This window comes from Pelagimonas sp., assembly GCF_050633425.1.
GTDB lineage: Bacteria > Pseudomonadota > Alphaproteobacteria > Rhodobacterales > Rhodobacteraceae > Pelagimonas.
The window spans coordinates 362,536-385,071 of record NZ_JBOEGM010000020.1 but is presented as its reverse complement, the minus strand read 5'-3'; the positions used below and the strand labels follow the sequence as shown (position 1 = coordinate 385,071).

Genomic DNA, 22,536 nt, shown 5'->3' with positions numbered 1-22,536 from the left:
CCTAATGGCGTATGACAGGGTCGATGGGCGCTGAGCCAAGGTTCAGCGCCTTTTCCATAACCCGAGCTACCTGCAACAAACGGCCCTCACCACGGGGGCGGCCAATAAGCTGGAGACCGACAGGGACTCCCGTATCGGTAAAGCCAACGGGCAAGGACAAGGCGGGCAAACCACACACCGTCGCCAGCATCGCAAAACGCAGCCAGTCCAGGTAATCTTTGCACGGCTCGCCGTTAACGTCGGTTGGATATTCGATCTCAACAGGCAAGGGCTCAATCCCGGTCACAGGGCAGGCCAACACGTCGTAATCCTTTAGAAACAAGAGCATGGACTGATATATCGCTGAGCGCTGCGTCATGGCTTCGGCGACATCATCCATCAGGAGAGCGCGACCTTCGGAAATGTTTTGTTGCAGGGTCGGCTTGTAATGCTGGGTGATCCGTTCCGGTGTGTTGCGCGCGTTGGTCCAGAAGCCAAAAGCCCGCAGGGTGCGGAAGCATTGCTCAACTGTCTCTGTTTGAGGAGCCGCCTCGATCACGTCTAGATCCTTGCTTGCGATCCGCGCCAGCGCGGTGTTCAAGACCTGAGACATACGGGGGGTCACCGGTGCCAAACCGCCTAAATCTGGCGCATAGGCGATGCGGATTGGTCCGGATTCTGTGCGGCAGGTCCTGAGGTAACTGTTAACCGGCGCTGGGTAGGAAATGGGCCAGATCGGATCGTACCCAGCCATCGCATCAAGCATCAGAGCACAGTCTTCAACGGTGCGGGCCATCGGGCCATTCACGGGCAAAAAGTCAAACCCTTGGAGAGCCGGACCACCGCCTGCAATACCGGGCGAGGGCCTTAGGCCGACGATGCCGCAAAAGCTCGCCGGTGTGCGAAGGCTCCCGCCCAAATCCGACCCTTGGCTCAGCCAAACTTCCCCTGTGGCAAGGCCTGCCGCCGCCCCACCAGATGAGCCGCCAGCATTCAATCGTGTGTCCCACGGGTTGCGGGTTTTGCCAAAGACGGCGTTAAATGTGTTCGCCCCGGCCCCCATCTCGGGGGTGTTGGTCTTGCCTATCACAATGGCTCCGCGTGTTTCGAGCCGGGTGACAAGCGGTTCTGACGTCTCGGGAACAAACTCGGCCAGTGCCTTGGTGCCAAAGGTTGTTCGGACACCTGAAACGGGAGATAGGTCTTTGATACCAATGGGTAATCCGGCCAGGTCTTGGTTTGGCGTGGCCGCTTTTGTCGCCGATTGGGCCCGTGCGGCGCATTGGGTGACCATGGCGTTGATGGCCGGGCTGGTTTGGCTGATCCGCGCAAGGCTTGCCTCAACCAAATCGCTTGGCTGAACCTCGCGCGCCTTCAGCAAATCAACCGCGTCACAGGCTGTCAGCGCGCATAGCTCAGGGCCGGAAAACGCTGGCCTAGCAGGCATTTGAATCTGCGCAGAACATGTCATACAGCAGGGCGATAACCCGGCTGGTGTCGTCATTGGCCAGACGGTAATAGATGGTTTTTCCATCACGTCGCGTGGTCACAAGACCTTCTTCGCGCAACCGCGCGAGCATTTGGCTTACGGCGGCTTGCCGAATTTCCAGCAGCTCTTCGAGTTCACCAACCGACTTTTCACCGGATCCGAGATGGCACAGGATCATCAGCCGCCCTTCATGCGCCAGCGTTTTAAGGAACGCGGCGGCGTGGCGGGCATTGGTCGACATTTCCTCAGGCGGGGCTGGAGGTTTGGGCATTTGGTTCACGGTATAGCAATCCATATCGGTGTTTCCGCAAACATTAACAGCGCTTTTCCTAAATTGCGAGTTTAGGTTTTATCGGCCGCCACAATGACCGGAGCGCCGCCCGCAAAGAGGTTGCCATTGACGTAATCGCAAGGGGCATCTTGCATCTGCAAATGCAGCCCATCGCCGGTGTAGGGATGCGCGCGGGCCAGATCTTCGTCGATCTCAATCCCAAGGCCGGGCGCTTGGGGCGCTGTGACAAAACCGCCCTCAACTTTGAGTGATCCCTTGATCAATGCGTCGTGAAATGGAGTTTCGATGGTTTCGGCGATCAGCAGGTTCGGGATCGACACTGCGAGATGGATGTTCGCCGCCCATTCCACCGGACCGGCATAAAGATGCGGGGCCATTTCAGCGTTAAAGCTTTCGGCGAGCACGGCGATTTTGCGTGCCTCCCAGATACCACCTGCGCGGCCCAGGGCGGGTTGCAGGATTTTCGCCCCACCAGTACGCAGCAGCGCCGAGAATTCAGCGCGGGTTGTTAAGCGTTCTCCGGTGGCAATAGGGATGCGGACGGAGCGCGCAACCTGTTCAAACTCCAACAGATTATCGGGCGGAATGGGTTCTTCGTACCAAAGCGGATTATAGGGCTCGATGGCCTGTCCCAACCGGATCGCACCCGATGTTGTGAACTGCCCATGGGTGCCGAAAAGCAGATCAGCTTTGTCACCAACCGCCTCGCGGATGGCTTTGCAAAAGGCAACGGATTGGCTGATGTCGGACATGGCCGGTTGATGGCCGCCGCGCATGGTATAGGGGCCAGCGGGGTCAAACTTGACTGCCGTGTAACCGCGATTGACACAGTCCAAAGCCGCCTCGGCCGCCATGTCGGCACTCCCCCAAAACGCGGGCAGGGGATGTTCCGGCAAGGGGTAAAGATAGGTGTAGGCGCGGATGCGTTCGTTCATCATGCCGCCCAATAAGGCCCAAACCGGGCGATCCCGCGCCTTGCCGAGAATATCCCAACAGGCGATTTCGAGGCCCGAAAACGCCCCCATCACCGTCAGATCGGGCCGCTGAGTAAAGCCAGAGCTATAGGTGCGGCGGAACATGCGTTCGATGTTTTCGGGGTTTTCGCCTTCGAAATAGCGCTGAAACACATCGCTGATCACGGCGCGCATCGCATCCGGCCCGACCGACGACGCATAGCATTCGCCCCAGCCGGTGATTCCGTCATCGGTGGTCAGTTTGACCAATATCCAATAGCGCCCCCCCCAACCAGGGGCAGGCGGTGCCGTGACGATGATGTCGATATCACGAAGCTTCATGATACGCCCCTTTAGAACAAAATCACATTGCGGCGCGCCCCGCCGGTTTTGGTGTCGGCAATGGCCTCGTTGATTTGTTCCAGGGTCCAGCGGCCCGAAATGAGTTCGTCCAGTTTGAGCCGACCTTGTTTATAGAGATCGGCCATCCACGGGATGTCGCGCGAAATCACCACATCGCCCATTTTGGAACCGATCATGTGTTGGCTCATAAAGGCTGGCACCACGGGTTCGTATTGTGCCATCGCGCCGGAATGGGGCATACCGACCATCACCATGCGCCCGCCATAGCCCAAATAGCGCATCGCGCTTTCATAGGCCGGGATCGCGCCCACGGTGACCGCAACGATATCTGCGCCACGGCCCAAGGCTTTGAACGCCTCTCGCCAGGGGGCTTTGCCGGTGGCCAACACGCCGTGGGTTGCGCCAAATTCCTTGGCGATTTCCAGTTTCTCTTCGCTCATATCCACCGCGACGATGCGGCGTGCGCCCGCAATACGTGCGCCTTGGATGGCGTTGAGACCAACGCCGCCAGCTCCGATAACGACAACGTCCTCACCGGCTTGCAAACGCCCGGCGTTGACCACGGCACCGATGCCGGTGATCACACCACAGGCCAAAAGCGCCACGGCTTCGGCGGGCATATCATCGGGTAGGGCGACGACTTGGCTTTGATCTACAACGACTTTTTCGGCAAAGGCCCCGCAATTCATCGCTTGAACGACTTCGCTGCCATCTGCGCGGGTGATCGGAGAGCCGACCGAAGGTGTTTCACAGGTCGTTGGTTTGCCGGTGGCGCAATTGGGGCAGGTGCCACAGGCGCGGATCAAGGTCACCACAACCCGGTCGCCTTGTTTGAGCGACCGCACGCTGTCACCGACACTGGTAACGCGGCCCGCTGCTTCGTGGCCGTAAACCGCAGGCAAATCACCGCCCCAGCCCCCATCGGCATAGGAAATATCGGAATGGCAAATCGCCACCGCCTCAAGCGTCACCTCAACTTCACCGCCGGTGGGCGCGCGCAGGTGAAGCTCTTCTATTTGTAGGGGTGCGCCAAATTCGGTGCACACGGCGGCTTTGATTTTGGTCATATGGCTCTCCTCTTACACGTCCAGCCTGTGGGCGTCGCAGCGGCAGGGCAAGCCCAAAAAACGACCAAAAGCTCTTTTTACGACTTTTGGCTTTGTGACGTTGGGGCGAGGAATAGCACCGTCGCCAGAAGCGTCAAAAACAACGAGACGACAAAGGGAGCACCGGGAAAATACCAATTGGCATCCGGGGCTGCGTAATGGGCGAAAATCCATCCCATCATCAACGGGGCGCTGGCCATCGCAACAGCCGAGGCGGACCCAAGGATGCCTTGCAACTCTCCTTGCCGCTCTGGGCCAAGTTGGTTGGACATAAGGCCTTGTAGCGCGGGCGAAAACACAGCGCCAACCGCCGCCAAAGGGGTTAGGATCAGCGCGATCGTCCCGGATGAAATGACCGACAATGCCCCAAAGCCCACGGCGGAAAAGACCAGCCCGAGCAGGGCGGTGCCGTGATCTCCGAAACGGGCCAATATTGAGCGGATCAAGACCCCTTGAACCAAAACCATAGACACGCCGAACAACGCGAGAGACAGGCCGATCATGCCAGAATTCCAGCCAAATTGCGCCTTGCCGAAATAGGCCCAAACAGCCGGGTACACAGCAAAACTAAACTGGTAGAGGAAAAAGCTCACCAATCTGCGGCCGATGCCCGGTAGCTTTGACAGGATATGGAATGACCCAAATGGGTTGGCGCGCCGCCATTCAAACGGGCGACGGATGTCATCAGTGACGGTTTCGCGCAGGACAACCCAGCCGAGGATCAAATTGGCGGTTGCAAGCACGGCTGCGGCCCAGAAGGGGGCCCGTGTCCCAAATTCGCCCAAGGCCCCGCCAATCAGCGGCCCGGCGATAAAGCCTAGCCCAACAGCCGCGGCGACGAGTCCAAAGCCTTCGGATTCTTTGCCCGGTTCGGAGAGGTCAGCCATGGTGGCGGAGGCTGTGGCGTGGGTTGCGGCGGTGATGCCGCCAATGATGCGCCCGATCAGCAAAAGCCAGATGGTTCCGGCGAAGGCCATGACGACATAGTCCACCGCCATAATGGCGAGCGAGAGAAGCAGAACAGGGCGACGGCCAAAGCGGTCGGAGAGGCTCCCCAAGAAGGGGGCAAACAAGAATTGCATCGCCGCAAAGGCCGCCGTCAACACCCCCCCCCAAAGCGCCGCATTGGCCAGGTTTCCACCGGTGACCTCTTTGATCAAATCGGGCATGACGGGCATGATCAGGCCAACGCCCATCGTATCAATCATGACCGTCAAGAGGACGAAGATGACCGGTAATGGAAGCTTCACAGGGTCTTGGCCGCTTGGGCAAAGTTGCGTGCTTCTTGGGGCGCACTGCCCATTTGCTTGCCGGTGTCAAACAGGGCGTCGGCCAAATCAGGATGTGCGGTTTGGGCCAACGCGCGCAAAGACGTGCCGGTGTCACGCGCCGACATACACAAGGCTTTGGTCTCGGCCTGCGCCTCGGGGCGGGGCATTTTTGCCGCCAAGGCAAAGCTGAGCGCTTCGGCCAAGATTAACCCGCCGGTCTTGTCGAGCGCATCTTGCATGGCCTGCTGGTTTGGGGACAGCCCTTGGGCCAGCTTTCGGCCATGCGCCAGTGCCGCCGCCGTGCTTTGAACCAATTGCGGAAAGGTCAGCCATTCGGTGAACCAAGCGGCACCATCACGTTGGTTTTGATGCAATCCCGCGCCGTGGAGTGTCGAGGACAAGCCGTTAACATGGCGCGCCAGAGCCACCAAAACCGACGGTCCAACCGGGTTTTGTTTTTGCGGCATCGTCGAGGAGCCGCCGGATCCCCCCAAGATGACTTCACCAACCCCGGACTGGGTGGCCAAAACCAGATCCTCGCCGAATTTGCCCAAAGCTGTGCAGGTGCGATCCATCCACTGGACCTGTTTGAGGATCGGGCTTCGGTCGCTATGCCAGCTGCGCGCCGGGTCATTTAGCCCCAGTTTTTCGGCCAAGGCTGCCCGCAGGGCCGCAGGGTCAGGCCCCAGAACAGAGGCGGTGCCAGCCGCCCCGGAGAGCGAGACAAGCAGGGTGTCGCGTTTGAGATCATCGAGACCTTTGAGTGCATCAAGCAGCGGCCAGCCCCAGCTGGCAACAACGGCCCCAAAACTGGTGGGGGTGGCGTGTTGCCCATAGCTTCGAGCGGCCATTGGCGTGTCGGCATGGGTCTCGGCGAGGGTTGCCAAATCTGTCAGAATGGCAGTGAGCGCGGTTTCCATATGCCCAAAGGCGCTGCGCATCCGTAGCATCAAACCGGTGTCTTGGATGTCCTGCGAGGTCGCGCCCCAATGGAGGTATTGCCCATGTTCAGGGGCCTGGAGGTTTTTGCGAAAGGCGGCGACCAATCCGGGGATGGTGACCCCATTTTGCCCACAGGATTCGGCCAATCCGACCGGGTCGATTTGCAGTTCCAAACTGGCGCGGTGCAGGGCCTTGGCGCTGTCCAGTGGGATCACGCCGGCTTCGCCCTGAGCCAACGCCAGTGACCCCTGGACGAGCATCATCGCCCTGATTTCGGCGCTGTCCGAGAATAGGCGGGTGGTGTCTCCGGCAGAGAAAAGGGCGCTTAGGTGCAGGCTGTCAAAGGGCGTTGCGGGCATAGGGGCTCCGGTCAGGGCGTGTGTTGGGCGATTTGGTCGAGCAGCTGTGCAAGCTGCTTTGGCATCGAAAAGAACGGTGAATGAGAGCTGGGAAGGCTATGGCGATCCGCCGCCGCGATGTCCGCCGCCATCTCTCGCTGAAACTCTGGGGGAATGGCGCGATCATCGTCACAGGTGATGTAACTGCGCGGAACGGAAGCATAATTTGTGCCCAGCTCAGCAGGGGTTTCTTGGGGCAGGATTGGCTGGGGACACAGGTTTTGGAGCGCAAATTCAAGAGATTGTGGGCAATCGTGATAGAATTTTTCCAGCGCCATGTCAGGATCAAACCCCATGGTCACCCGATCTGGTGCCACGCGAAATGCTTCGGCCAGAGGTTGGTACGGGGCCTTGCGGCGCTGATCGGCCAGTCCGAGACCTGGCCAGGGAACATATGCGCATAAATAGACAAGACGGGCGAATTTTGCCGGGTCCAGCTCAGCCGCCCGCGAAATCGGAAAACCCGCCATTGAATGACCGACCACAATGGTCTCGTTCTCCAGCGCGTCCAAGATTGCGTTGGCGTAGAGGTCGAGCGTGACATCTGTCGCCGGGGTTGGATCATCGCCATGAGAGGGCAGGTCAATCGCCTGCGCCTCGTGCCCCAGCGCGTTCAACGCCGGGATCACATCCCGCCAACACCATGCGCCGTGGCATGATCCATGGATCAGCAAGAAACGCGCCACTTAGGAGACACCTTGCGCGGCAAAGAACTTGGTCAACAGTCCGGCATATTCTTGCGGCGCTTCGATACAGGGCAGGTGGCCCGCGCCCTTGATCAAGTGAAATTCAGACCCCGGAATAAGGGCGGTTGTTTCGCGAACCAAATCAGGAGGAGTGGCCCCATCTTCGGACCCGGCAATGCCCAAGGTTGGGAGACGCAGGCCCGATGTCGAGGACAAAAAGTCGGTTCCGGCGATGGCGTCCGCGCATCCCGTCCACCCGCGCGCAGGCGTGCGCAGGTGGAAGTTTTGCCAGCCGTGGAACTCTTCGGTGTCGCGGAATTTGGCTGAAAACCAGCGCTCCATTGTGCCATCTACTGCGGCTTCCAGCCCGCCGTTTTCAATAATCTTGATCCGCTCGGCCCACATGTCGCGGGTGCCGATTTTAGCTGCTGTGTTGGACAACACCATCGCGCGCATCAGATCCGGCCGCTTGGCAGCAAGCCCTTGGGCAATCAGCCCGCCAATCGACAGGCCAACAAAGATGGTGTTCTTGAAGCCGTTGAGATCCATGAGTTGTTCGATGTCGCGCACCAGATTGCCCATCGACCAACGCCCTTCGGGGGTGTCCGAAAGGCCATGGCCGCGTTTGTCAAAGCGCAAGATACGCAAGCCTTCCGGCAAGTACGGCATGATCGGATCCCACATCCGAAAATCAGTGCCCAGAGAGTTGGCGAACACCACGGGCGTGCCATTTTCGGGACCTTCGACGTGGTAGTGCAGGCGCAGCCCGTCCAGATTAGCAATTTGCATGGTGTTTCCTCCCTCTTAGCACGCCGATCTGGGCGCAGTCTTGAGCAAGGTTTAGCGTGTGAGGCGTAGGATGCAACAGGGCCACAAACGCAAAAGGCGGGGAAGCCCCCGCCTTGTCACATCTTTGAGCCTATGATTTTGAAGCGCTGGCTTTGAAACACGGGCTTTGAAACACGGGCTTTGTACCGGGGGCTTTGAATCGGGGGCATCAGCCGACCGAGACGAGCTCCAACTCAAACGTCAGGTCTTTGCCTGCCAGCGGGTGGTTGGCATCAAGTGTGACTTCGGTTTCGGAAATCTCAACCACAGTGACGGGCATAACCTGACCGGTTGGCGATTGCATTTGAAGCTGGATGCCAACTTCAAGCGGAATTTCCGCGGGGATTTGTTCGCGCGGAACCGCCTGACGGGCGCGATCATCAAGCTGACCATAGGCGTCATCGGCGGGAATGTTGATGGTCTTTTTCTCACCTACCGTCATGCCATCGACACCTTTGTCGAAGCCTGGAATCACTTGACCGGACCCCAATGTGAATTCGAGCGGGTCGCGGCCTGCTGAACTGTCAAAGGTGGAACCGTCATCCAAAGTGCCGGTGTAGTGAATGCGAACGGTGTCGCCGGATTTAGCCTGTGTCATCAGGGCCTCGTGTATCAAAATGAACGGACGAGGCCGGAACGTCCGGGGCTCGTATGGGCGCGCACCCTATGAGACCCCGGAACTGATTGCAAACGGCTTAGCTTTTGGCAGGAGTGTCAGGTGACATGATGCCCACGGCCGCCCCGATTGGATCGGCAATAATGGCGATGCGGCCAATGCCCAGCACGTCACAACAAGGGCGACGGATTTCACCTCCTGCGGCGACGGTTGCCTCGACTGCGGCGTCGACATCGTCAACGGCAATATAGGTAAACCAATGTGCTGGCACGCCGTTGAGCTGTTCCATCGCGCTGATATCCATCAAACCGGCGACCGGCTGGCCATCTTTTTGGGCAATATGATACATGCCGCCAGCGTCGGGCCGCCAGCGTCGGGCCGTCAGCGTCGGGCCGTCAGCGTCAGGATCGGGCATGGTGTCGACCGCCCAACCACACATGGTGCCATAGTATTCGAGCGCCTTGGGAAGGTCGCGGGTCATCAATTCAGTCCACCAGATGGCCCCATGAATGGCCCTATGTCTCGTCCTTTGAAAACTCCTTGGTTTAGAACTTGGTACAGAATCGGTATCGGTGAAGGTTCGCACGCCTTTTGGTTGCGACATCAACGATTGCGTCTGGGTCTTTCGGCTGCTGCCGTTCCGTGTCAGGGTTGGGGCCGTGTCCGCAGGAGGAGGCCCTAATGACTATCACCACATGCGTTTTTGACGCCTATGGCACTTTGTTTGACGTCGCAGCAGCGGCGCGGGTCGCAGCCCAAGAGCCCGGGCGCGAACAGTTGGCCGAGGTGTGGCCGCAAATTGCTGCGGATTGGCGGGCCAAACAGTTAGAATACAGTTGGTTGCGCGCCGTTTCTGGGGCCTATGTGCCGTTTTGGGACGTGACCAAAGACGGGCTTGATTGGGCGATGGAACGTGCGGGGCTGGAAGATTTGGAGCTGCGTGAACGCTTGTTGGCGCTGTATTGGGAATTGCCCGCCTATAAGGAGGTGCCGTTTATGCTCGCTCATCTCAAAGCGGCGGGCAAGACTTGCGCGATCCTGTCGAATGGCAACAAGGATATGCTGGATGGCGCTGTCGATAGCGCCGGAATTGGCCTTTATTTTGATGCGCTGTTATCGGTGGATAAGGTCGGGATTTTTAAACCTGCGTCACAGGTCTACGATCTGGTTGGGGCTGAGTTTGGCTGTGCCCCAGATGAGGTGTTGTTTGTGTCGTCAAACGGGTGGGACGCAGGCCATGCGGCCAGCTATGGGTTCAAAACCGTGTGGGTCAATCGCAGCGGATTGCCCATGGACCGGCTGCCGGGTAAACCGGCACATGTTCTAAGTGATTTGACCACCATCCCGGAGCTCGTCTGATGCCAAGATTTACAAGTTCTGACGGTGTCTCATTGTACTATACGGACGAAGGCGAGGGCCTGCCGCTGTTGTGCCTGTCGGGGTTGAGCCGAAATGGCCGCGATTTTGACTATGTCGCCCCCTTGTTGGAGGGCGTGCGCCTTATCCGATTGGATTACCGGGGGCGCGGGCAATCGGACTGGGCTGCCCATGAGACCTATTCGATCCCTGTTGAGGGGCGCGATGCGGTTGAATTGTTGGATCATTTAGGGATCGAAAAAGCGGCGATATTGGGCAGCTCTCGCGGGGGGCTGATTGCCATGGGCTTGGCGGCTACGGTCAAGGATCGGCTTTTGGGTGTCGCGCTGAATGACATTGGTCCCGAAATTGCCGATCGTGGCCTAGAGGTTATCAAGACATATCTGGGTCGTAGACCGGTGTGGGGCACAATGGAAGAGGCCGTGGCGGCACGGCCCAAAGTTATGGCTGGTTTTGCCAATGTGCCCGTTGAACGCTGGCAGCGTGAGGCCGAGACACATTACCGTGTGGTCGAGGATGGGTTGGACATAACCTATGATCCAAAACTGCGTGACGCGGTTTTGGCGGATGGTGCGCAGGTTGTGCCTGACTTGTGGCCGTTTTTTGAGGTTTTGGCAGGCTTACCGCTGTGTTTGATCCGAGGGGCCCATTCGGATTTATTGTCTGAGGATTGCTTTGATAAAATGATGGCGCGCCGGCCGGATGCCATCGCGGTACAGGTTGCGGATCGCGGCCATATCCCATTTTTGGATGAGCCAGAGGCCGTGGGCGCATTGCGAAAATGGCTCAAGCGGATGTGAGCTGGGCGGCGCTGTTTTCTTTGAAAACGCGCCCCGCCCACCGTCCCATTGCATGCCTGTTTCGGGCCTGTTTCGGGCCTGCTTCGGGCTGATTGCAGGCGCGTCACAAAGCGATCACTGGCCCCTGAAACGCGTTACTCGGCCGTTTCAGGTCGCACAAAGACCCGCTTGGGGTGTAACTCACCGCCTTTGAAAACACCGACCGCAATAGGTTCTCCATCTAAGGAGGCCCATGCTTCGTCGCCGTATTCGGCGTCAGCGGCGAATACCAGTCCGGGGTTGCCATTGCGCAACTTCACCGCCCCGTCGGGGGTTGTGCGCAATTCGGGAAGGTCATCCAAACCGACTTCAAGCGGTTTCAGGTAAGCATCCAGAGCAGGCGTCTTGGCCATTTCGTCGATCTGTTCAACTGTCAGACCATCGCTCGTTTCAAAGGGCCCGGACCAGATCCGGCGCAGACGCAACACGTGGCCTTTGCACCCCAGCGCCTCACCTAAATCGCGCGCAATTGAGCGGACGTAGCCGCCTTTGCCGCAGGTCATTTCAAGCTCGACATGATCAGCGTCCGGGCGTGAGATCATCACCAACTCTTCGACAAACAGAGGCCGGGCTGCAATCTCCATCGTTTCACCGTCACGGGCGCGTTTATAGGCCCGCTCGCCATCAATTTTCACCGCAGAGAACTGTGGCGGCACTTGGGTGATGTCGCCGACAAACTGATGCAGGGCTTCTTTGATGTCCTCATCCGTGGGGCGCAGATCGGATGTGGAGATAACCTCTCCTTCGGCATCATCGGTGTTGGTGGCTTGCCCCAGCACGACAGTGAACCGGTAGGCCTTGAGCGCATCCGTGATATAAGGAACGGTTTTGGTGGCCTCTCCCAAAGCGACGGCCAATACGCCGGTGGCTTCGGGGTCAAGGGTGCCCGCATGCCCGGCCTTTTTGGCATCCATCGCCCAGCGAACTTTGTTGACCACCGAGGTGGAGGTCATCCCCGCCGGTTTGTCTACGATCAGCCAACCTGAAATGTCGCGGCCCTTACGTCTGCGTCCCATGAGCGTCCTTTGGATTGATAAGGCGGCGGAGGTAGCAAGGTCGGTGCCGTCTGTCAATTCAACAGGGGCGTTTTGGCTACATCAGTGGGAACAGGGCGGCGGGTGAGCGCTTGGGAGGGTGTCAGCGGGTCGAGAGCAGCGCTGTTTTCAGCGCTGATAAGGCGGCGCGAATGGGGGGATCATGGCGGGTGTCATGATGAGAGACCAGCCATTCGTCATGTGTCAAATCCTCAATTGGGTCAGAGAGTTGCGTGAGGAATTCGTCCCTTGCGCCGATAAAGCAGGGCAGGACAATGCGGCCGTGACCGGAACGGGCCAGATCAAGGCAGAGCCGCATATCCGTCGCTGTAAGCGCAATCTTGGAGCTAAATTCGCGATGGAGCCAGGCTTGCGATGGCGGGAGCGGCATGTGCCCCGGCAAGCTGACGAAACCGGAAACTGCATCAGATTTGGCATAGATCGCATAGGTGATGTTGCGCAGTTTTTGACGCGCCAACCACGGGTGATCCGGCTCGGAATTGCGGATGCCGATGTCGGCTTCGCGCCGGGCAATGTCCAATTGCGCGTTTGAGGGAACAAAGCTTGGCACCCAAGTCTGCGGGGCGATGGCGGGTAGGGATTGGGCGAGAAACTGCGATGTCCATAACCCGGCGGTGATCCGAACAACTGGGGTGTGCTCGGTCTTGGACAGCCAGCGGGTGATGCGGTTTTGCAATTCAGGCAAGCCGGTCAATTCATCGGCCAAACTCTGACCGTCTTTGGTTAGCTGAAACCCACCCTTGCCGCGCAAAAACAAGCGCCGCCCGGTGCTGCGTTCGAGATGCGCCATGCGACGCGACATGGTCGGGAGCGGCACATCGGCCTTTTGGGCGGCGTTGGTGAGGGACGAACTTGTCGCAACAAGTTGGAACAATGCGAGGTCGGATAGGTCGGGCATGCTTTCATTCATGAAAGTAGGGTTGCCCAATGAGGGGATTTATGCAACGAAAATGGATCGGGTATCTTGATTTTGAAACTAGTTGGCAAAACAAGAGGCCCCCGATGTTGATCGTACCGCTAAGAATTGAACGCTGTTTTGTGTCGCAAGAACGCCAACATATCGAAAACCGCATCCGCAGCCATAAAAAATGGCGCAGTCGGCGGAACCGGCTGCGCCTTGTTTGTTTTTTGACAGATTGGCGTCGATCTAGTCGCGGGTTCCGGCGAAACGTTCTTGCCATTCTTCGCGCTCGGAATCGGTTATCTTGCGGAATGTCACCTCTGGCACGGCAAAATCGTGGCCTTCGGGCATTGCGCCGAGGGCGGATTTGATATCGGTTGGCCATGCGTCATCGTCCGATTTCATCGCGTCCAAAAGCTCGGCACTTGCGTCTGGGATGAAGGGCGAGGAAATGATCGCGTAGAGGCGGATCATGTTCAGCGCCAGCCGGATTTGCGCGGCGGCTTGATCGGGATCGGTTTTGAAGGTTGTCCAAGGCGCAACCTCTTGCAGGTATTCGTTGCCCAAAGCCCATGTCGCACGCAAGGCGGTGGCGGCTTTACGCACTTCGATGGCCTCCATATGGGTTTGATATTCGGCGATTTTGGCGGTCAGATCGGTGATCAACTGCTCTTCGCGCGCGCCATATGTGCCGCCTGTGGGCACCGCTTCGGAAAATTTGGAGCGGCAGAATTTGGTGACACGGCTGGCGAAGTTGCCAAGCACATCGGCCAAATCTTTGTTCACCGATGTCTGGAAATTTTCCCAAGTGAATTCGCTATCCGCGCTTTCGGGCGCATGGGACAGCAGCCACCAGCGCCAATAATCTGCGGGTAAAATCTCAAGCGCTTGATCCATGAACACACCGCGCCCGCGCGATGTGCTGAACTGGCCACCATCGTAGTTCAGATAGTTGAACGATTTGATGTAATCGACAAGCTTCCACGGCTCGCCCGATCCTAGAATCGTGGTTGGGAAAGAGAGCGTGTGGAAGGGCACATTGTCCTTGCCCATAAACTGGGTGTAACGCACGTCATCGGCACCTTTGTCGGTGCGCCACCAGCGCTCCCAATCGGTGCCCTTGCCCGCATCCACCCATTCCTGCGCACAGGCGATATACTCAATCGGTGCGTCGAACCAAACGTAGAACACCTTGCCTTCCATGCCGGGCCAAGGCGCGTCGCCTTTCATCACTGGCACACCCCAATCGAGATCGCGGGTGATGCCGCGGTCCTGAAGGCCATCGCCGTCATGCAGCCACTTCTTGGCAATCGAGGTGGTTAAAATCGGCCAATCGGTCTTTGAATCGATCCATGTGTCGAGCTGATCTTTCATCTCGGATTGGCGCAGGTACAGGTGCTTGGTGTCGCGCATTTCCAGATCGGTCGATCCGGAAATGGTCGAGCGCGGATTGATCAGGTCAACCGGATCAAGCTGTTTGGTGCAGTTGTCGCATTGATCGCCGCGCGCATCCTCAAACCCACAATTGGGGCAAGTGCCTTCGATATAGCGGTCAGGCAGGTAACGGCCATCGGCGTGGCTGTACATTTGGGTTTCGTTGACTTCGCGGATCAGACCTTGGCTGTCCAACTGGGCGGCGAAATGCTGGGTCAGCTTTTTGTTTTGCTCCGAAGAAGACCGGCCAAAATGATCAAAAGACAGGCGGAACCCATCCGCGATTTTCGCCTGAACGCCCCACATTTCGGCGCAATACTCATCGACCGGTTTGCCGGCCTTGGCAGCGGCCAGTTCAGCAGGGGTGCCGTGTTCATCGGTGGCACACAGGAACATCACCTCATGGCCGCGTGCGCGCAGATAGCGGGCATAAAGATCGGCAGGCAACTGCGAACCGACAAGGTTGCCCAGGTGCTTGATCCCATTGATATAGGGAATCGCGGAGGTGATGAGGTGGCGTGCCATTGGTATTCGTCCCGTACGGTTTGGGCGTGATTTAACCCATGGATGCGGCAAGGGCTACTGTGTTTTGTCTTTGGTCTCTGGGTTATCGCGAAAGCGCGTCATCAATCGCCCAATGACAAAGGAGGTGCGCGGCGCATAAACATAGGGTGTCCGAACCTCGGTCGAGGGGCGCGATTGCATTCGCATAAAGCCGAAAACGACCAACAGGGCATGGCCCAAAGCGATCATTGCAAAGAGAGCGGGGGGACCGAATGCCTCGATTAACGTTGAGGCGACCCATGGGGCCGCGATTGCTCCGCAGGCATACCAGAACATCAATGCGGCTGATAATTCGACACGTTCGGAGCTTTTGGCGAAGTCATGGGCGTGGGCGGCTGAGACCGAATAAATCGGAAATGTGGTGAGGCCAAAGACACCGGCGGTTAGCATTGTGCCTGTTGTGCCCAGATCTGTGAGGGTCGCGGTGAACAGACAGCTCGCGACGGCAGCAATCGACAGCCAGATCAACACATAGCGGCGGTCATAGCGATCAGCGAGCCAGCCAACCGGGTATTGAGACAACGCGCCACCGGCGACAAACGCCGCGAGAAATAACGCGATTTCAGAGGTTTGGAGGCCAACGCCGGTGCCATAAAGCGGCCCGACCATCCGAAAGGATGCGCTCGACAAAGCGGCGACCAAAACGCCCGCGACCGCCAAAGGCGAACTGGCAAAGGCCAGTTTGGGGCGCAGGCGGGGGGCATCGGGGGTGTCGGGTTGGCTGGCACGGGTCAAAGCCAGCGGTAGAATCGCGGCGCAGCAGATCATCGCGAGCAGCGTGTAAGACACGTAATAAGCCGGTTCCAGAACCGAGATCATCAACTGCGCCACGAGTGAGGCCAACATATCGGTCACCCGGTATGTGCCCATGGCCCGGCCTCGATTGTCATTGGTGACTTTGGCCTGCAACCAGGCTTCGATCACGGTGTAACACCCTGCAATACAAAGCCCCTGCGCGATGCGCATGCAGGCCCAAAGATAGGGGTTTTCGCTGAGAATGTGGCCCAGAATTCCCATGGTCCCAAGCGCGGTAAAGACCGCAAAGGCGCGGGAATGGCCAACGGACCCCATCAATCTGGGGGCCCACCAACAGCCGATAAAGAACCCCAAGAAATGGGCCGATCCCAGAAAGCCGATCTGTTGCGTGGTGAAATTCAGCTTGAGACCCGACAGCGCATCAAGTGGCCCAACACCGCCTGATGACAGCTGCAACAAGATGACGGAGACAAACAAAGCGGCAAAGGAAATCATCATACGCATGGTGTTTTTGGGCCATGCTTTGAGAGGCTTTTCTTGGCGCTTTGCGACGCTTGCAAGGTCGTTTTGGTCCGTTCGTGGATAAAGATGGACGTGGCGTCACACTTTTGATTTGTGCGCCCCCGGCGTTTGGTGGCCGTGTCGTGAAGGGGAGGGCCAATGGTGCGTAAATATGCAAAGTCGATAGATGAGTTGCCAAGCATGGACGAGCTTTTGTCAGTGCCGGGGCTTGAGATGATGCGATCTATCGTCGACGGACAGCGGGCTGGACCTCCGATTGGCGAAACGCTGGGTTTTTGGCCTGTTGAGGCCGATGAGGGGCACGTTGTGTTTGAAGGCACGCCGGAATTGGCTGTCGCCAATCCGCTGAGAACGGTGCATGGCGGTTGGTATGGTGCCATTTTGGACAGCTGTATGGCCTGCGCGGTGCATACCACATTGCCTCAGGGCGCAGGCTATACAACCTTGGAATATAAGGTGAATATCATCCGATCGATCCCCCTTGGCGTGACGGTTCAGGCGATTGGAACCGCGCAGCACAGTGGCAGATCTACAGGTGTGGCCAATGGTGAATTGCGTGGCAAGGACGATGGCAAGCTGTATGCCACCGGGTCAACAACCTGCATGATCATGCGCGGCTAAAAGAGGTGGTCCCCACCCAGTTGCCAGCTTTTGGGCGGGGCCATGCGGGCGCGCACCCGATCCAACCGCCAGCGGACGCGACCGGGGGTATGCTCGGGTTCCATCTGCCAGCGGGTTTCCACCCCCGGCGCGCCACCAGTGCCGGGAGTCAGCATCAGGCCAAGCGGGCGAAACCGCCCTTCGCCGGTGCCTGTCTCAGCAGCCAAATGCAGGCGGCGCACTTGGGTCATACCGGGCGGGTCTGGCAGATCGGCGACCACCATGGGCGCGGCCCCGCTGCGCAAAATCTCCTCCATGCTCCACAAAATGTCTTCTGCGCGCAATGGATCCAGATAGATCAAGGATTGCGGTGGCAGTAGCGACACCAACCCGTCGGTGTTGAGCCGGTTGCGTTCCCATTTTGGGGTGATCCAGAAAATCGGGCCGGTTTTGACCTCATCCAGCAGTTTGGCGGCGATGCGCACGGCCAAAGTGCGGCGCGCGCGCCCACAGATTTCGTGCACACGCGACAATGGCAGGCTCACCCCATCCAGCAACGGCAACCCCGGCGGCGGGCGATGGCTTTTGCGAGAGAGGAGGGCGGCAGCAGTCATAAAATCAGGTTACAATGTTCACTTAATGTTCTCAAGTGCCGATTTGTTAAAGTGGCCCTTGGCAATTGAGATGATACCGCTATCTTTCGCGACGAGACGCGAAAAGGAGATCGAGCAATGAAAATGAACAAACTGGGCCGTACCGGCATGGAAGTGTCGGAGTTCTGCCTCGGCACGATGACTTTTGGGACGCAAACCGGTCTCGAAGAGGCGCATGCCCAAATCGATTACGCCTTGGCGGCCGGGATCAATTTTATGGACACCGCCGAGATGTATCCGGTCAATCCGACCAGCGCAGAAACTATGGGCAACACAGAAATAATTGTTGGTGAGTGGTTTGCCAAAACCTCGCGTCGGAACCAATGGGTGCTGGCGACCAAGCATTCCGGTGCAGGCGTATCCTATGCTCGCGACGGGGGAATGATCAGCGCCGACACGATTCCGGGGACAATCGAAGGGTCACTGAAACGACTGAAAACAGATTACATTGACCTGTACCAATTCCACTGGCCGAACCGGGGCAGCTATATGTTTCGGCAAAACTGGGGCTATGACCCGCTCAAAGCTGGTATGAGCCGCGAAGAGGTGATTACACAGATGGAAGACTGTCTGGGTGCGCTGCAAAAAGAGGTCGACCGCGGCACCATCCGCGCCTTTGGGTTGTCCAATGAGAGCGCTTGGGGAACGGCGCAATGGCTTGCTGCGGCAGAGCGTGTTGGTGGCCCGAGGGTCGCTTCGATCCAGAATGAATATTCGTTGGTCTGTCGATTGGCCGATACGGACCTGGCCGAATTGATGATGTTTGAGGACGTCGGATTGCTGCCATTTTCCCCACTGGGTGCAGGGTTTTTGAGCGGAAAATACCAAGGCGGTGCCGTGCCAGACGGGTCGCGCATGTCGATCAACGCGGAAATGGGGGGGCGCAAGACAGACCGGATTTTCGATGCTGTTGAGGCCTATTTGCAAGTGGCGAAAGACTTCGATTTGGACCCTGTGCATATGGCATTTGCATGGTCTGCTCGGCGCCCATTTGTCGCGTCCTCAATTTTTGGCGCGACGACCTTGGCGCAGCTCGAACACGCGCTGGGTGCGGTAAATGTTGATTTGACGCCTGAGTTGTTGGCGGCTTTGGACGCCAAGCATAAACGTCACCCGATGCCCTATTAAGGGCACAACCCCTACCTCGTTTCAGCGGTAAAGACCGTTAGGAATTGACGCGCGTCTTCTGGGTTCGAAGAAAATCCGGAAGCGCGCGAGAGGTCACATCGGACTTGCGCAGCAGGTCGTCAAAGTGATCGGTCATGGCTGCGATGCGGTTTGTATCGCGAAAAACCAAATAGTTGCTGCCCATGTAAAGGGCGGCAAGCAATGGACCAAATATCGTGATCGGAGCTGAGTACAGCTGACGCGCGCAAAACAGATACAGCCGCAGGCGCGGATAAAGAGTTTCGCTCAACTCAATCCAATGATCGATTTGTGCGCGCCGAATGTCCGGGGCGAGCCCTGAGTAATAGCCTGTTCCAGCTGTAAAACTTTCGATTTCATGGACGGCGATGCAAATTTCATAGTCTGACTGAGATTGCCGCATCCAATTCAGACGTTCTTGCGATGCGGCGATAGCTTGGGATGCGCTCTTGCCGAGATGTTGCTCATATTCCCAATCCAAAACGGCGCGCGTTTTGAGCATGTCGGGGAGCATGGCCGGGACATAGCGAATTTTGTAGCCATCGGCCTCTTGGTACCACCCAAAAATAGTATCATCGACAAGTGCTCGCTTGGCTTGGGTCATGCTCAGCGATGTCGCAACCAGGTCAGCCGCATTTTCAGGTCTGTCGGACAAGCCAAGGAGCCAATCGGACGAAATCCCGAGCGCTTCAGCGCAACTGCCGACGAGATGAGCATTGGGCAACCGAGTGCCGTCTGCCTTGAGCAGCTGGGAAATTGTCGAACGGTCGACACCGATTTTCTGAGCCAGGGCGGTTTGATTACTACCTGCTGTCCGCATGGCCGAGGTGAGGCGGGTGCGAAACAACGATGCGCGGAGGCGCTTGTCAGTGTTTTGTCTCATAAGGTGACAAATATCACAGAAGTAGAGCTTTGGTAATCAAACACAGAATGCCGCGCATGAGTGAGGGCTGGTACCGATTGGGCATGAAAACACTGCAAACGGTTCTAAACCACAGGACGACAATTCTAGCGTCACGAGAAACCGCAAGAAGCATGGAATGGCCGACTATTGTGGGATTGGCGGTCTGCTATGTCGCTTGGGGGCTCGGCACCACTTGGCTTGCACAAATTTGGATGCCATTGGCCGTCGTGGTGGCCACCGTGTCGGCGGCATTTCATTCGTCACTGTCTCATGAGGCGCTGCATGGGCACCCAACCAGATCAGCTTTGCTCAACGCGGGTCTTGTCTTCCCGGCGTTGTCAGTCACCGTTCCTTACCTGCGTTTCAAAGATACCCATTTGGCGCACCACAATGATGAAATTTTGACTGACCCTTATGATGATCCGGAAAGCAATTATCTGGATCCGATACGGTGGGCACGCTTGCCGCGTTGGAAGAAAAGGTTGCTACGTGTCAACAATACGCTCGCGGGGCGTTTGATCCTTGGCCCTGCAATAGGAACAATCTCGTTTTTGAGGGCAGATTTGAAAAACATCCGGGCCGGAGATCGCAGAACTGTTTATGGTTGGATGCTGCATATCCCTGCGGTTGGCCTGGTTTTTTGGTGGATGCTTTCGATTGGCGCGATGCCGATCTGGGTATGGGCTTGCTCTGTCTATTTTGCAATGTCGCTCCTGAAAATCAGAACTTTTCTGGAACATCGCGCGGATAGGCATGCAGCGGGTCGCACTGTCATTGTTGAAGACCGTGGGCCGTTGTCTTGGATTTTCCTCAACAACAATTTTCATGTGGTGCACCACATGCATCCCGCTTTGCCGTGGTATCGGTTACCAAGAGAGTACAAGCAAAACAAAGACCACTATTTGACCAGAAACCGCGGATATACCTTTGCGTCCTATTGGCAGGTGTTCAACCTGTTTTTGTTTAAATCCAAAGACCCAGTGCCGCATCCGCTTTGGTCAAAAGTATGCTCAAAGACAAACCGGCTGTGATTGGGCCACGACGCTTGGCGCATCTCTTGTTCCATTTCGTTTTCCCAATCACCAGCTTGTGCAATGGGGTCAGAGGATTTCGTTTTAAAATGCGACACCAGGCTGAGAAGGGTCGTGGCGCTGTCTGTCATCGCATGACTGGTGGCTGTTGATTCCTCAACCATGGCTGCGTTTTTCTGGGTTACTTGGTCTAGGCCGATCATAGCTGTGTTGACTTCGCTAATCCCGAGAGATTGGTTTTGGGTACCTTCAGAAATGTCGGTGTTTAGGGCAAACACAGCATTGATGCGGGTCACGATGTGGTTCAGGGCCGATCCCGTTTCGCCGACAAGGGTCACACCGTTGTTGACATGATCTGTCGATGCTTCAATCAATGCTTTGATTTCGGTTGCAGCCTCAGCAGAGCGTTGGGCCAAGTTCTGGACTTCAGATGCAACAACCGAAAAGCCAACGCCAGCTTTGCCTGCGCGGGCGGCTTCAACGCCTGCATTCAAGGCAAGAAGATTGGTTTGGAAGGCAATGTCGTCAATCACACCAATGATTTGTGAGATGTGTTCGGAGGAGCTTTCGATTTCACCCATGGCCGAAACCGTACGCCCAACAACTTGCCCACCTTGCTCAGCGGCTTCTTTGGTTTCCTGCATGGAATTTGAAACAGTTGTTGCACCATCTGCGGTGTTTTTCAAACCCACGGTCAGTTCGTCCAACGCGGCAGCGGTTTCCTCGAGCGTGGCGGCCTGAGTTTCGGTTCGGCGCGCAAGATCATCTGATGCCCCGGTGATTTCAGCGGCACGCGCATGAATATCATGGGCAGACTCAACAACGGCGGCCACAGTTTCACGAAGCTGTTTTGACGTCGCGTTGAAGTCGTTTCTCAGTTGTTCGTATTCGGACGGAAATTCCATGGAAATATGAGCCGTAAGATCACCCTGAGCCTGCCCAGAGAGGCTTTCACTGAGCTGTGCTACAACTTCCATCTGATGTTTCTGTCGCGCGACTTGTTCTTCGGCAAAACGCTCTTTTTCAATCGATCCGTCGCACAGATTGGCCAGTGCTTTACCAATGGCTCCGACTTCATTACGGCGTTCTAGCTCTGGAAATTCCACATCTGTGTTGCCTTTTTGAAGCTCTTCCAATCGGCCAACAACACGGGTCAATGGACCAGCGACAGAAGTCGAGATCAAAAACAAAACGCCAGCAAAAGCGGCGTATGAAATTATGCCAATCATGGCGGCCGTTTTATTTGCATTAGAAATGGCGTGGCTGATGATGGAAACATCCACTCCCCAAACCAAATCACCAACTGTATGACCGTCCAAGACAAGAGGCGTTCGGATGATTTCAAGGTTATTCAGCCTTGCTCGAAGATCACCGGTTTCGATCAATGTCGCACCAGTTTCCGCCCAAGCGGGATCAACCGCCTCGGAAATTGTGTGTTCGGCCATCGCTGCGCCATCTGTCATCAGCGTCGCAAAGACAAACCCTTTGTAGTCAGAAAAGGACAATGAAGTGTTTGAAGCCAGTTCGTTATCGAAGTTCCAAGCGGCTGAGGACAATAGAGGAGTGACGTAAGTTTCGATAAGCTGAATTTCTTGAGCGAAGGCATCGTTGAGGGCCTGAGAATAGCGCATCGCCCAAAAGAAGGTGATCACCAGAACCAATACCATTCGTGACGCTAACCCTGGGACCAAGAGTTTGCGGCGGATCGACCAGTTTGCGAACCATTTCATGGGGTTTATCCAGCGGCTTCACATTGATGCTCTTGCCTGCCTAGCGACATATCCTTTGAGATTTCGTTCATTTAGGATTGAGCAAGCCGGTATTTTGCAAC

22 protein-coding genes are annotated in these 22,536 nt (G+C 57.1%); 5 read left to right on the top strand and 17 right to left on the bottom strand.

Annotated elements, in window-relative coordinates; all coding sequences use genetic code 11:
* Nucleotide 1 precedes the first annotated feature (1 nt).
* The 10 genes from ACRBB0_RS17595 to ACRBB0_RS17550 form a co-directional block, all read right to left on the bottom strand.
* A complete protein-coding gene (locus ACRBB0_RS17595) occupies nt 2-1,426 on the bottom strand; it encodes an amidase (protein ID WP_431375757.1) in 1,425 nt (474 codons plus the stop codon).
* Nucleotides 1,416-1,763 carry a metalloregulator ArsR/SmtB family transcription factor gene (locus ACRBB0_RS17590; RefSeq protein WP_431375756.1) on the bottom strand — a complete coding sequence of 116 codons (348 nt, stop codon included), beginning with the start codon at nt 1,761-1,763 and terminating at the stop codon, nt 1,416-1,418. Before ACRBB0_RS17590 ends, ACRBB0_RS17595 begins: the two co-directional genes overlap by 11 nt.
* A 47-nt stretch (nt 1,764-1,810) precedes the next feature.
* Nucleotides 1,811-3,055, bottom strand: a complete 1,245-nt coding sequence (locus ACRBB0_RS17585) for a mandelate racemase/muconate lactonizing enzyme family protein (protein WP_431375755.1) — start codon at nt 3,053-3,055, stop codon at nt 1,811-1,813.
* Nucleotides 3,056-3,066: 11 nt separating this feature from the next.
* Entirely contained in the window at nt 3,067-4,143 is a 1,077-nt protein-coding gene (locus tag ACRBB0_RS17580; RefSeq protein WP_431375754.1) for a zinc-binding dehydrogenase, read from the bottom strand.
* A 77-nt stretch (nt 4,144-4,220) separates the two neighbouring features.
* A complete protein-coding gene (locus ACRBB0_RS17575; RefSeq protein ID WP_431375818.1) occupies nt 4,221-5,390 on the bottom strand; it encodes a TCR/Tet family MFS transporter in 1,170 nt (389 codons plus the stop codon).
* Nucleotides 5,391-5,428: 38 nt separating this feature from the next.
* The gene (locus ACRBB0_RS17570) at nt 5,429-6,754 is read right to left on the bottom strand and encodes a class-II fumarase/aspartase family protein (protein ID WP_431375753.1); all 1,326 of its coding nucleotides are present in this window, start codon (nt 6,752-6,754) and stop codon (nt 5,429-5,431) included.
* A gap of 11 nt (nt 6,755-6,765) precedes the next feature.
* Nucleotides 6,766-7,479: an alpha/beta fold hydrolase gene (locus tag ACRBB0_RS17565; RefSeq protein ID WP_431375752.1), complete on the bottom strand. Its 714-nt coding sequence runs from the start codon at nt 7,477-7,479 to the stop codon at nt 6,766-6,768.
* On the bottom strand, nt 7,480-8,268 hold the full coding sequence (gene pcaD, locus ACRBB0_RS17560) for a 3-oxoadipate enol-lactonase (protein WP_431375751.1): 789 nt from the start codon (nt 8,266-8,268) through the stop codon (nt 7,480-7,482).
* 208 nt (nt 8,269-8,476) lie between these two features.
* Complete coding sequence (locus tag ACRBB0_RS17555) at nt 8,477-8,905, bottom strand: FKBP-type peptidyl-prolyl cis-trans isomerase (RefSeq protein ID WP_431375750.1); 429 nt, start codon at nt 8,903-8,905, stop codon at nt 8,477-8,479.
* A gap of 97 nt (nt 8,906-9,002) precedes the next feature.
* Nucleotides 9,003-9,404 (bottom strand): VOC family protein, encoded by a 402-nt coding sequence (locus ACRBB0_RS17550; protein WP_431375749.1) that lies wholly within the window; start codon nt 9,402-9,404, stop codon nt 9,003-9,005.
* A 200-nt stretch (nt 9,405-9,604) separates the two neighbouring features.
* Here ACRBB0_RS17550 and ACRBB0_RS17545 point away from each other — a divergent pair, with 200 nt between their 5' ends.
* Nucleotides 9,605-10,282 (top strand): haloacid dehalogenase type II, encoded by a 678-nt coding sequence (locus ACRBB0_RS17545; protein WP_431375748.1) that lies wholly within the window; start codon nt 9,605-9,607, stop codon nt 10,280-10,282.
* Complete coding sequence (locus ACRBB0_RS17540) at nt 10,282-11,100, top strand: alpha/beta fold hydrolase (RefSeq protein ID WP_431375747.1); 819 nt, start codon at nt 10,282-10,284, stop codon at nt 11,098-11,100. The genes ACRBB0_RS17545 and ACRBB0_RS17540 overlap by 1 nt, the downstream gene beginning before the upstream one ends.
* Before the next feature lie 134 nt (nt 11,101-11,234).
* On the opposite strand, the gene truB is transcribed toward ACRBB0_RS17540, so the two are convergent.
* The 4 genes from truB to ACRBB0_RS17520 all read right to left on the bottom strand — a co-directional run bounded on the left by truB (nt 11,235) and on the right by ACRBB0_RS17520 (nt 16,353).
* Nucleotides 11,235-12,155: a tRNA pseudouridine(55) synthase TruB gene (gene truB / locus ACRBB0_RS17535; RefSeq protein ID WP_431375746.1), complete on the bottom strand. Its 921-nt coding sequence runs from the start codon at nt 12,153-12,155 to the stop codon at nt 11,235-11,237.
* Nucleotides 12,156-12,276: 121 nt separating this feature from the next.
* Entirely contained in the window at nt 12,277-13,092 is an 816-nt protein-coding gene (locus ACRBB0_RS17530; RefSeq protein ID WP_431375745.1) for a LysR family transcriptional regulator, read from the bottom strand.
* A 249-nt stretch (nt 13,093-13,341) separates the two neighbouring features.
* On the bottom strand, nt 13,342-15,054 hold the full coding sequence (metG, locus tag ACRBB0_RS17525; protein ID WP_431375744.1) for a methionine--tRNA ligase: 1,713 nt from the start codon (nt 15,052-15,054) through the stop codon (nt 13,342-13,344).
* 54 nt (nt 15,055-15,108) lie between these two features.
* Nucleotides 15,109-16,353 carry an MFS transporter gene (locus ACRBB0_RS17520; protein WP_431375743.1) on the bottom strand — a complete coding sequence of 415 codons (1,245 nt, stop codon included), beginning with the start codon at nt 16,351-16,353 and terminating at the stop codon, nt 15,109-15,111.
* A 156-nt stretch (nt 16,354-16,509) separates the two neighbouring features.
* On the opposite strand from ACRBB0_RS17520, the gene ACRBB0_RS17515 reads away from it, so the two are divergent.
* Complete coding sequence (locus tag ACRBB0_RS17515; protein ID WP_431375742.1) at nt 16,510-16,992, top strand: PaaI family thioesterase; 483 nt, start codon at nt 16,510-16,512, stop codon at nt 16,990-16,992.
* Here ACRBB0_RS17515 and ACRBB0_RS17510 read toward each other — a convergent pair.
* Nucleotides 16,989-17,585 carry an ImuA family protein gene (locus ACRBB0_RS17510; protein ID WP_431375741.1) on the bottom strand — a complete coding sequence of 199 codons (597 nt, stop codon included), beginning with the start codon at nt 17,583-17,585 and terminating at the stop codon, nt 16,989-16,991. The genes ACRBB0_RS17515 and ACRBB0_RS17510 overlap by 4 nt on opposite strands.
* Before the next feature lie 117 nt (nt 17,586-17,702).
* On the opposite strand from ACRBB0_RS17510, the gene ACRBB0_RS17505 reads away from it, so the two are divergent.
* Entirely contained in the window at nt 17,703-18,752 is a 1,050-nt protein-coding gene (locus tag ACRBB0_RS17505; RefSeq protein WP_431375740.1) for an aldo/keto reductase, read from the top strand.
* Nucleotides 18,753-18,789: 37 nt separating this feature from the next.
* Here the strand turns inward: ACRBB0_RS17505 and ACRBB0_RS17500 are convergent, their stop codons facing one another.
* Nucleotides 18,790-19,653: a helix-turn-helix domain-containing protein gene (locus tag ACRBB0_RS17500; protein WP_431375739.1), complete on the bottom strand. Its 864-nt coding sequence runs from the start codon at nt 19,651-19,653 to the stop codon at nt 18,790-18,792.
* 152 nt (nt 19,654-19,805) lie between these two features.
* On the opposite strand from ACRBB0_RS17500, the gene ACRBB0_RS17495 reads away from it, so the two are divergent.
* Complete coding sequence (locus ACRBB0_RS17495) at nt 19,806-20,705, top strand: fatty acid desaturase (protein ID WP_431375738.1); 900 nt, start codon at nt 19,806-19,808, stop codon at nt 20,703-20,705.
* On the opposite strand, the gene ACRBB0_RS17490 is transcribed toward ACRBB0_RS17495, so the two are convergent.
* Nucleotides 20,609-22,435: a methyl-accepting chemotaxis protein gene (locus ACRBB0_RS17490; RefSeq protein ID WP_431375737.1), complete on the bottom strand. Its 1,827-nt coding sequence runs from the start codon at nt 22,433-22,435 to the stop codon at nt 20,609-20,611. The two genes, ACRBB0_RS17495 and ACRBB0_RS17490, sit on opposite strands and share 97 nt — an antisense overlap.
* Between the last annotated feature and the right edge of the window lie 101 nt (nt 22,436-22,536).

Bases quoted from the DNA above. Each gene is read 5' to 3' on its own strand.
- ACRBB0_RS17595 (WP_431375757.1), bottom strand. From the start codon at position 1,426: ATGCCTGCTAGGCCAGCGTTTTCCGGCCCTGAGCTATGCGCGCTGACA.
- ACRBB0_RS17590 (WP_431375756.1), bottom strand. From the start codon at position 1,763: ATGGATTGCTATACCGTGAACCAAATGCCCAAACCTCCAGCCCCGCCT.
- ACRBB0_RS17585 (WP_431375755.1), bottom strand. From the start codon at position 3,055: ATGAAGCTTCGTGATATCGACATCATCGTCACGGCACCGCCTGCCCCT.
- ACRBB0_RS17580 (WP_431375754.1), bottom strand. From the start codon at position 4,143: ATGACCAAAATCAAAGCCGCCGTGTGCACCGAATTTGGCGCACCCCTA.
- ACRBB0_RS17575 (WP_431375818.1), bottom strand. From the start codon at position 5,390: ATGATTGATACGATGGGCGTTGGCCTGATCATGCCCGTCATGCCCGAT.
- ACRBB0_RS17570 (WP_431375753.1), bottom strand. From the start codon at position 6,754: ATGCCCGCAACGCCCTTTGACAGCCTGCACCTAAGCGCCCTTTTCTCT.
- pcaD (WP_431375751.1), bottom strand. From the start codon at position 8,268: ATGCAAATTGCTAATCTGGACGGGCTGCGCCTGCACTACCACGTCGAA.
- ACRBB0_RS17555 (WP_431375750.1), bottom strand. From the start codon at position 8,905: ATGACACAGGCTAAATCCGGCGACACCGTTCGCATTCACTACACCGGC.
- ACRBB0_RS17550 (WP_431375749.1), bottom strand. From the start codon at position 9,404: ATGACCCGCGACCTTCCCAAGGCGCTCGAATACTATGGCACCATGTGT.
- ACRBB0_RS17545 (WP_431375748.1), top strand. From the start codon at position 9,605: ATGACTATCACCACATGCGTTTTTGACGCCTATGGCACTTTGTTTGAC.
- ACRBB0_RS17540 (WP_431375747.1), top strand. From the start codon at position 10,282: ATGCCAAGATTTACAAGTTCTGACGGTGTCTCATTGTACTATACGGAC.
- truB (WP_431375746.1), bottom strand. From the start codon at position 12,155: ATGGGACGCAGACGTAAGGGCCGCGACATTTCAGGTTGGCTGATCGTA.
- ACRBB0_RS17530 (WP_431375745.1), bottom strand. From the start codon at position 13,092: ATGCCCGACCTATCCGACCTCGCATTGTTCCAACTTGTTGCGACAAGT.
- metG (WP_431375744.1), bottom strand. From the start codon at position 15,054: ATGGCACGCCACCTCATCACCTCCGCGATTCCCTATATCAATGGGATC.
- ACRBB0_RS17520 (WP_431375743.1), bottom strand. From the start codon at position 16,353: ATGCGTATGATGATTTCCTTTGCCGCTTTGTTTGTCTCCGTCATCTTG.
- ACRBB0_RS17515 (WP_431375742.1), top strand. From the start codon at position 16,510: ATGGTGCGTAAATATGCAAAGTCGATAGATGAGTTGCCAAGCATGGAC.
- ACRBB0_RS17510 (WP_431375741.1), bottom strand. From the start codon at position 17,585: ATGACTGCTGCCGCCCTCCTCTCTCGCAAAAGCCATCGCCCGCCGCCG.
- ACRBB0_RS17505 (WP_431375740.1), top strand. From the start codon at position 17,703: ATGAAAATGAACAAACTGGGCCGTACCGGCATGGAAGTGTCGGAGTTC.
- ACRBB0_RS17500 (WP_431375739.1), bottom strand. From the start codon at position 19,653: ATGAGACAAAACACTGACAAGCGCCTCCGCGCATCGTTGTTTCGCACC.
- ACRBB0_RS17495 (WP_431375738.1), top strand. From the start codon at position 19,806: ATGGAATGGCCGACTATTGTGGGATTGGCGGTCTGCTATGTCGCTTGG.
- ACRBB0_RS17490 (WP_431375737.1), bottom strand. From the start codon at position 22,435: ATGAAATGGTTCGCAAACTGGTCGATCCGCCGCAAACTCTTGGTCCCA.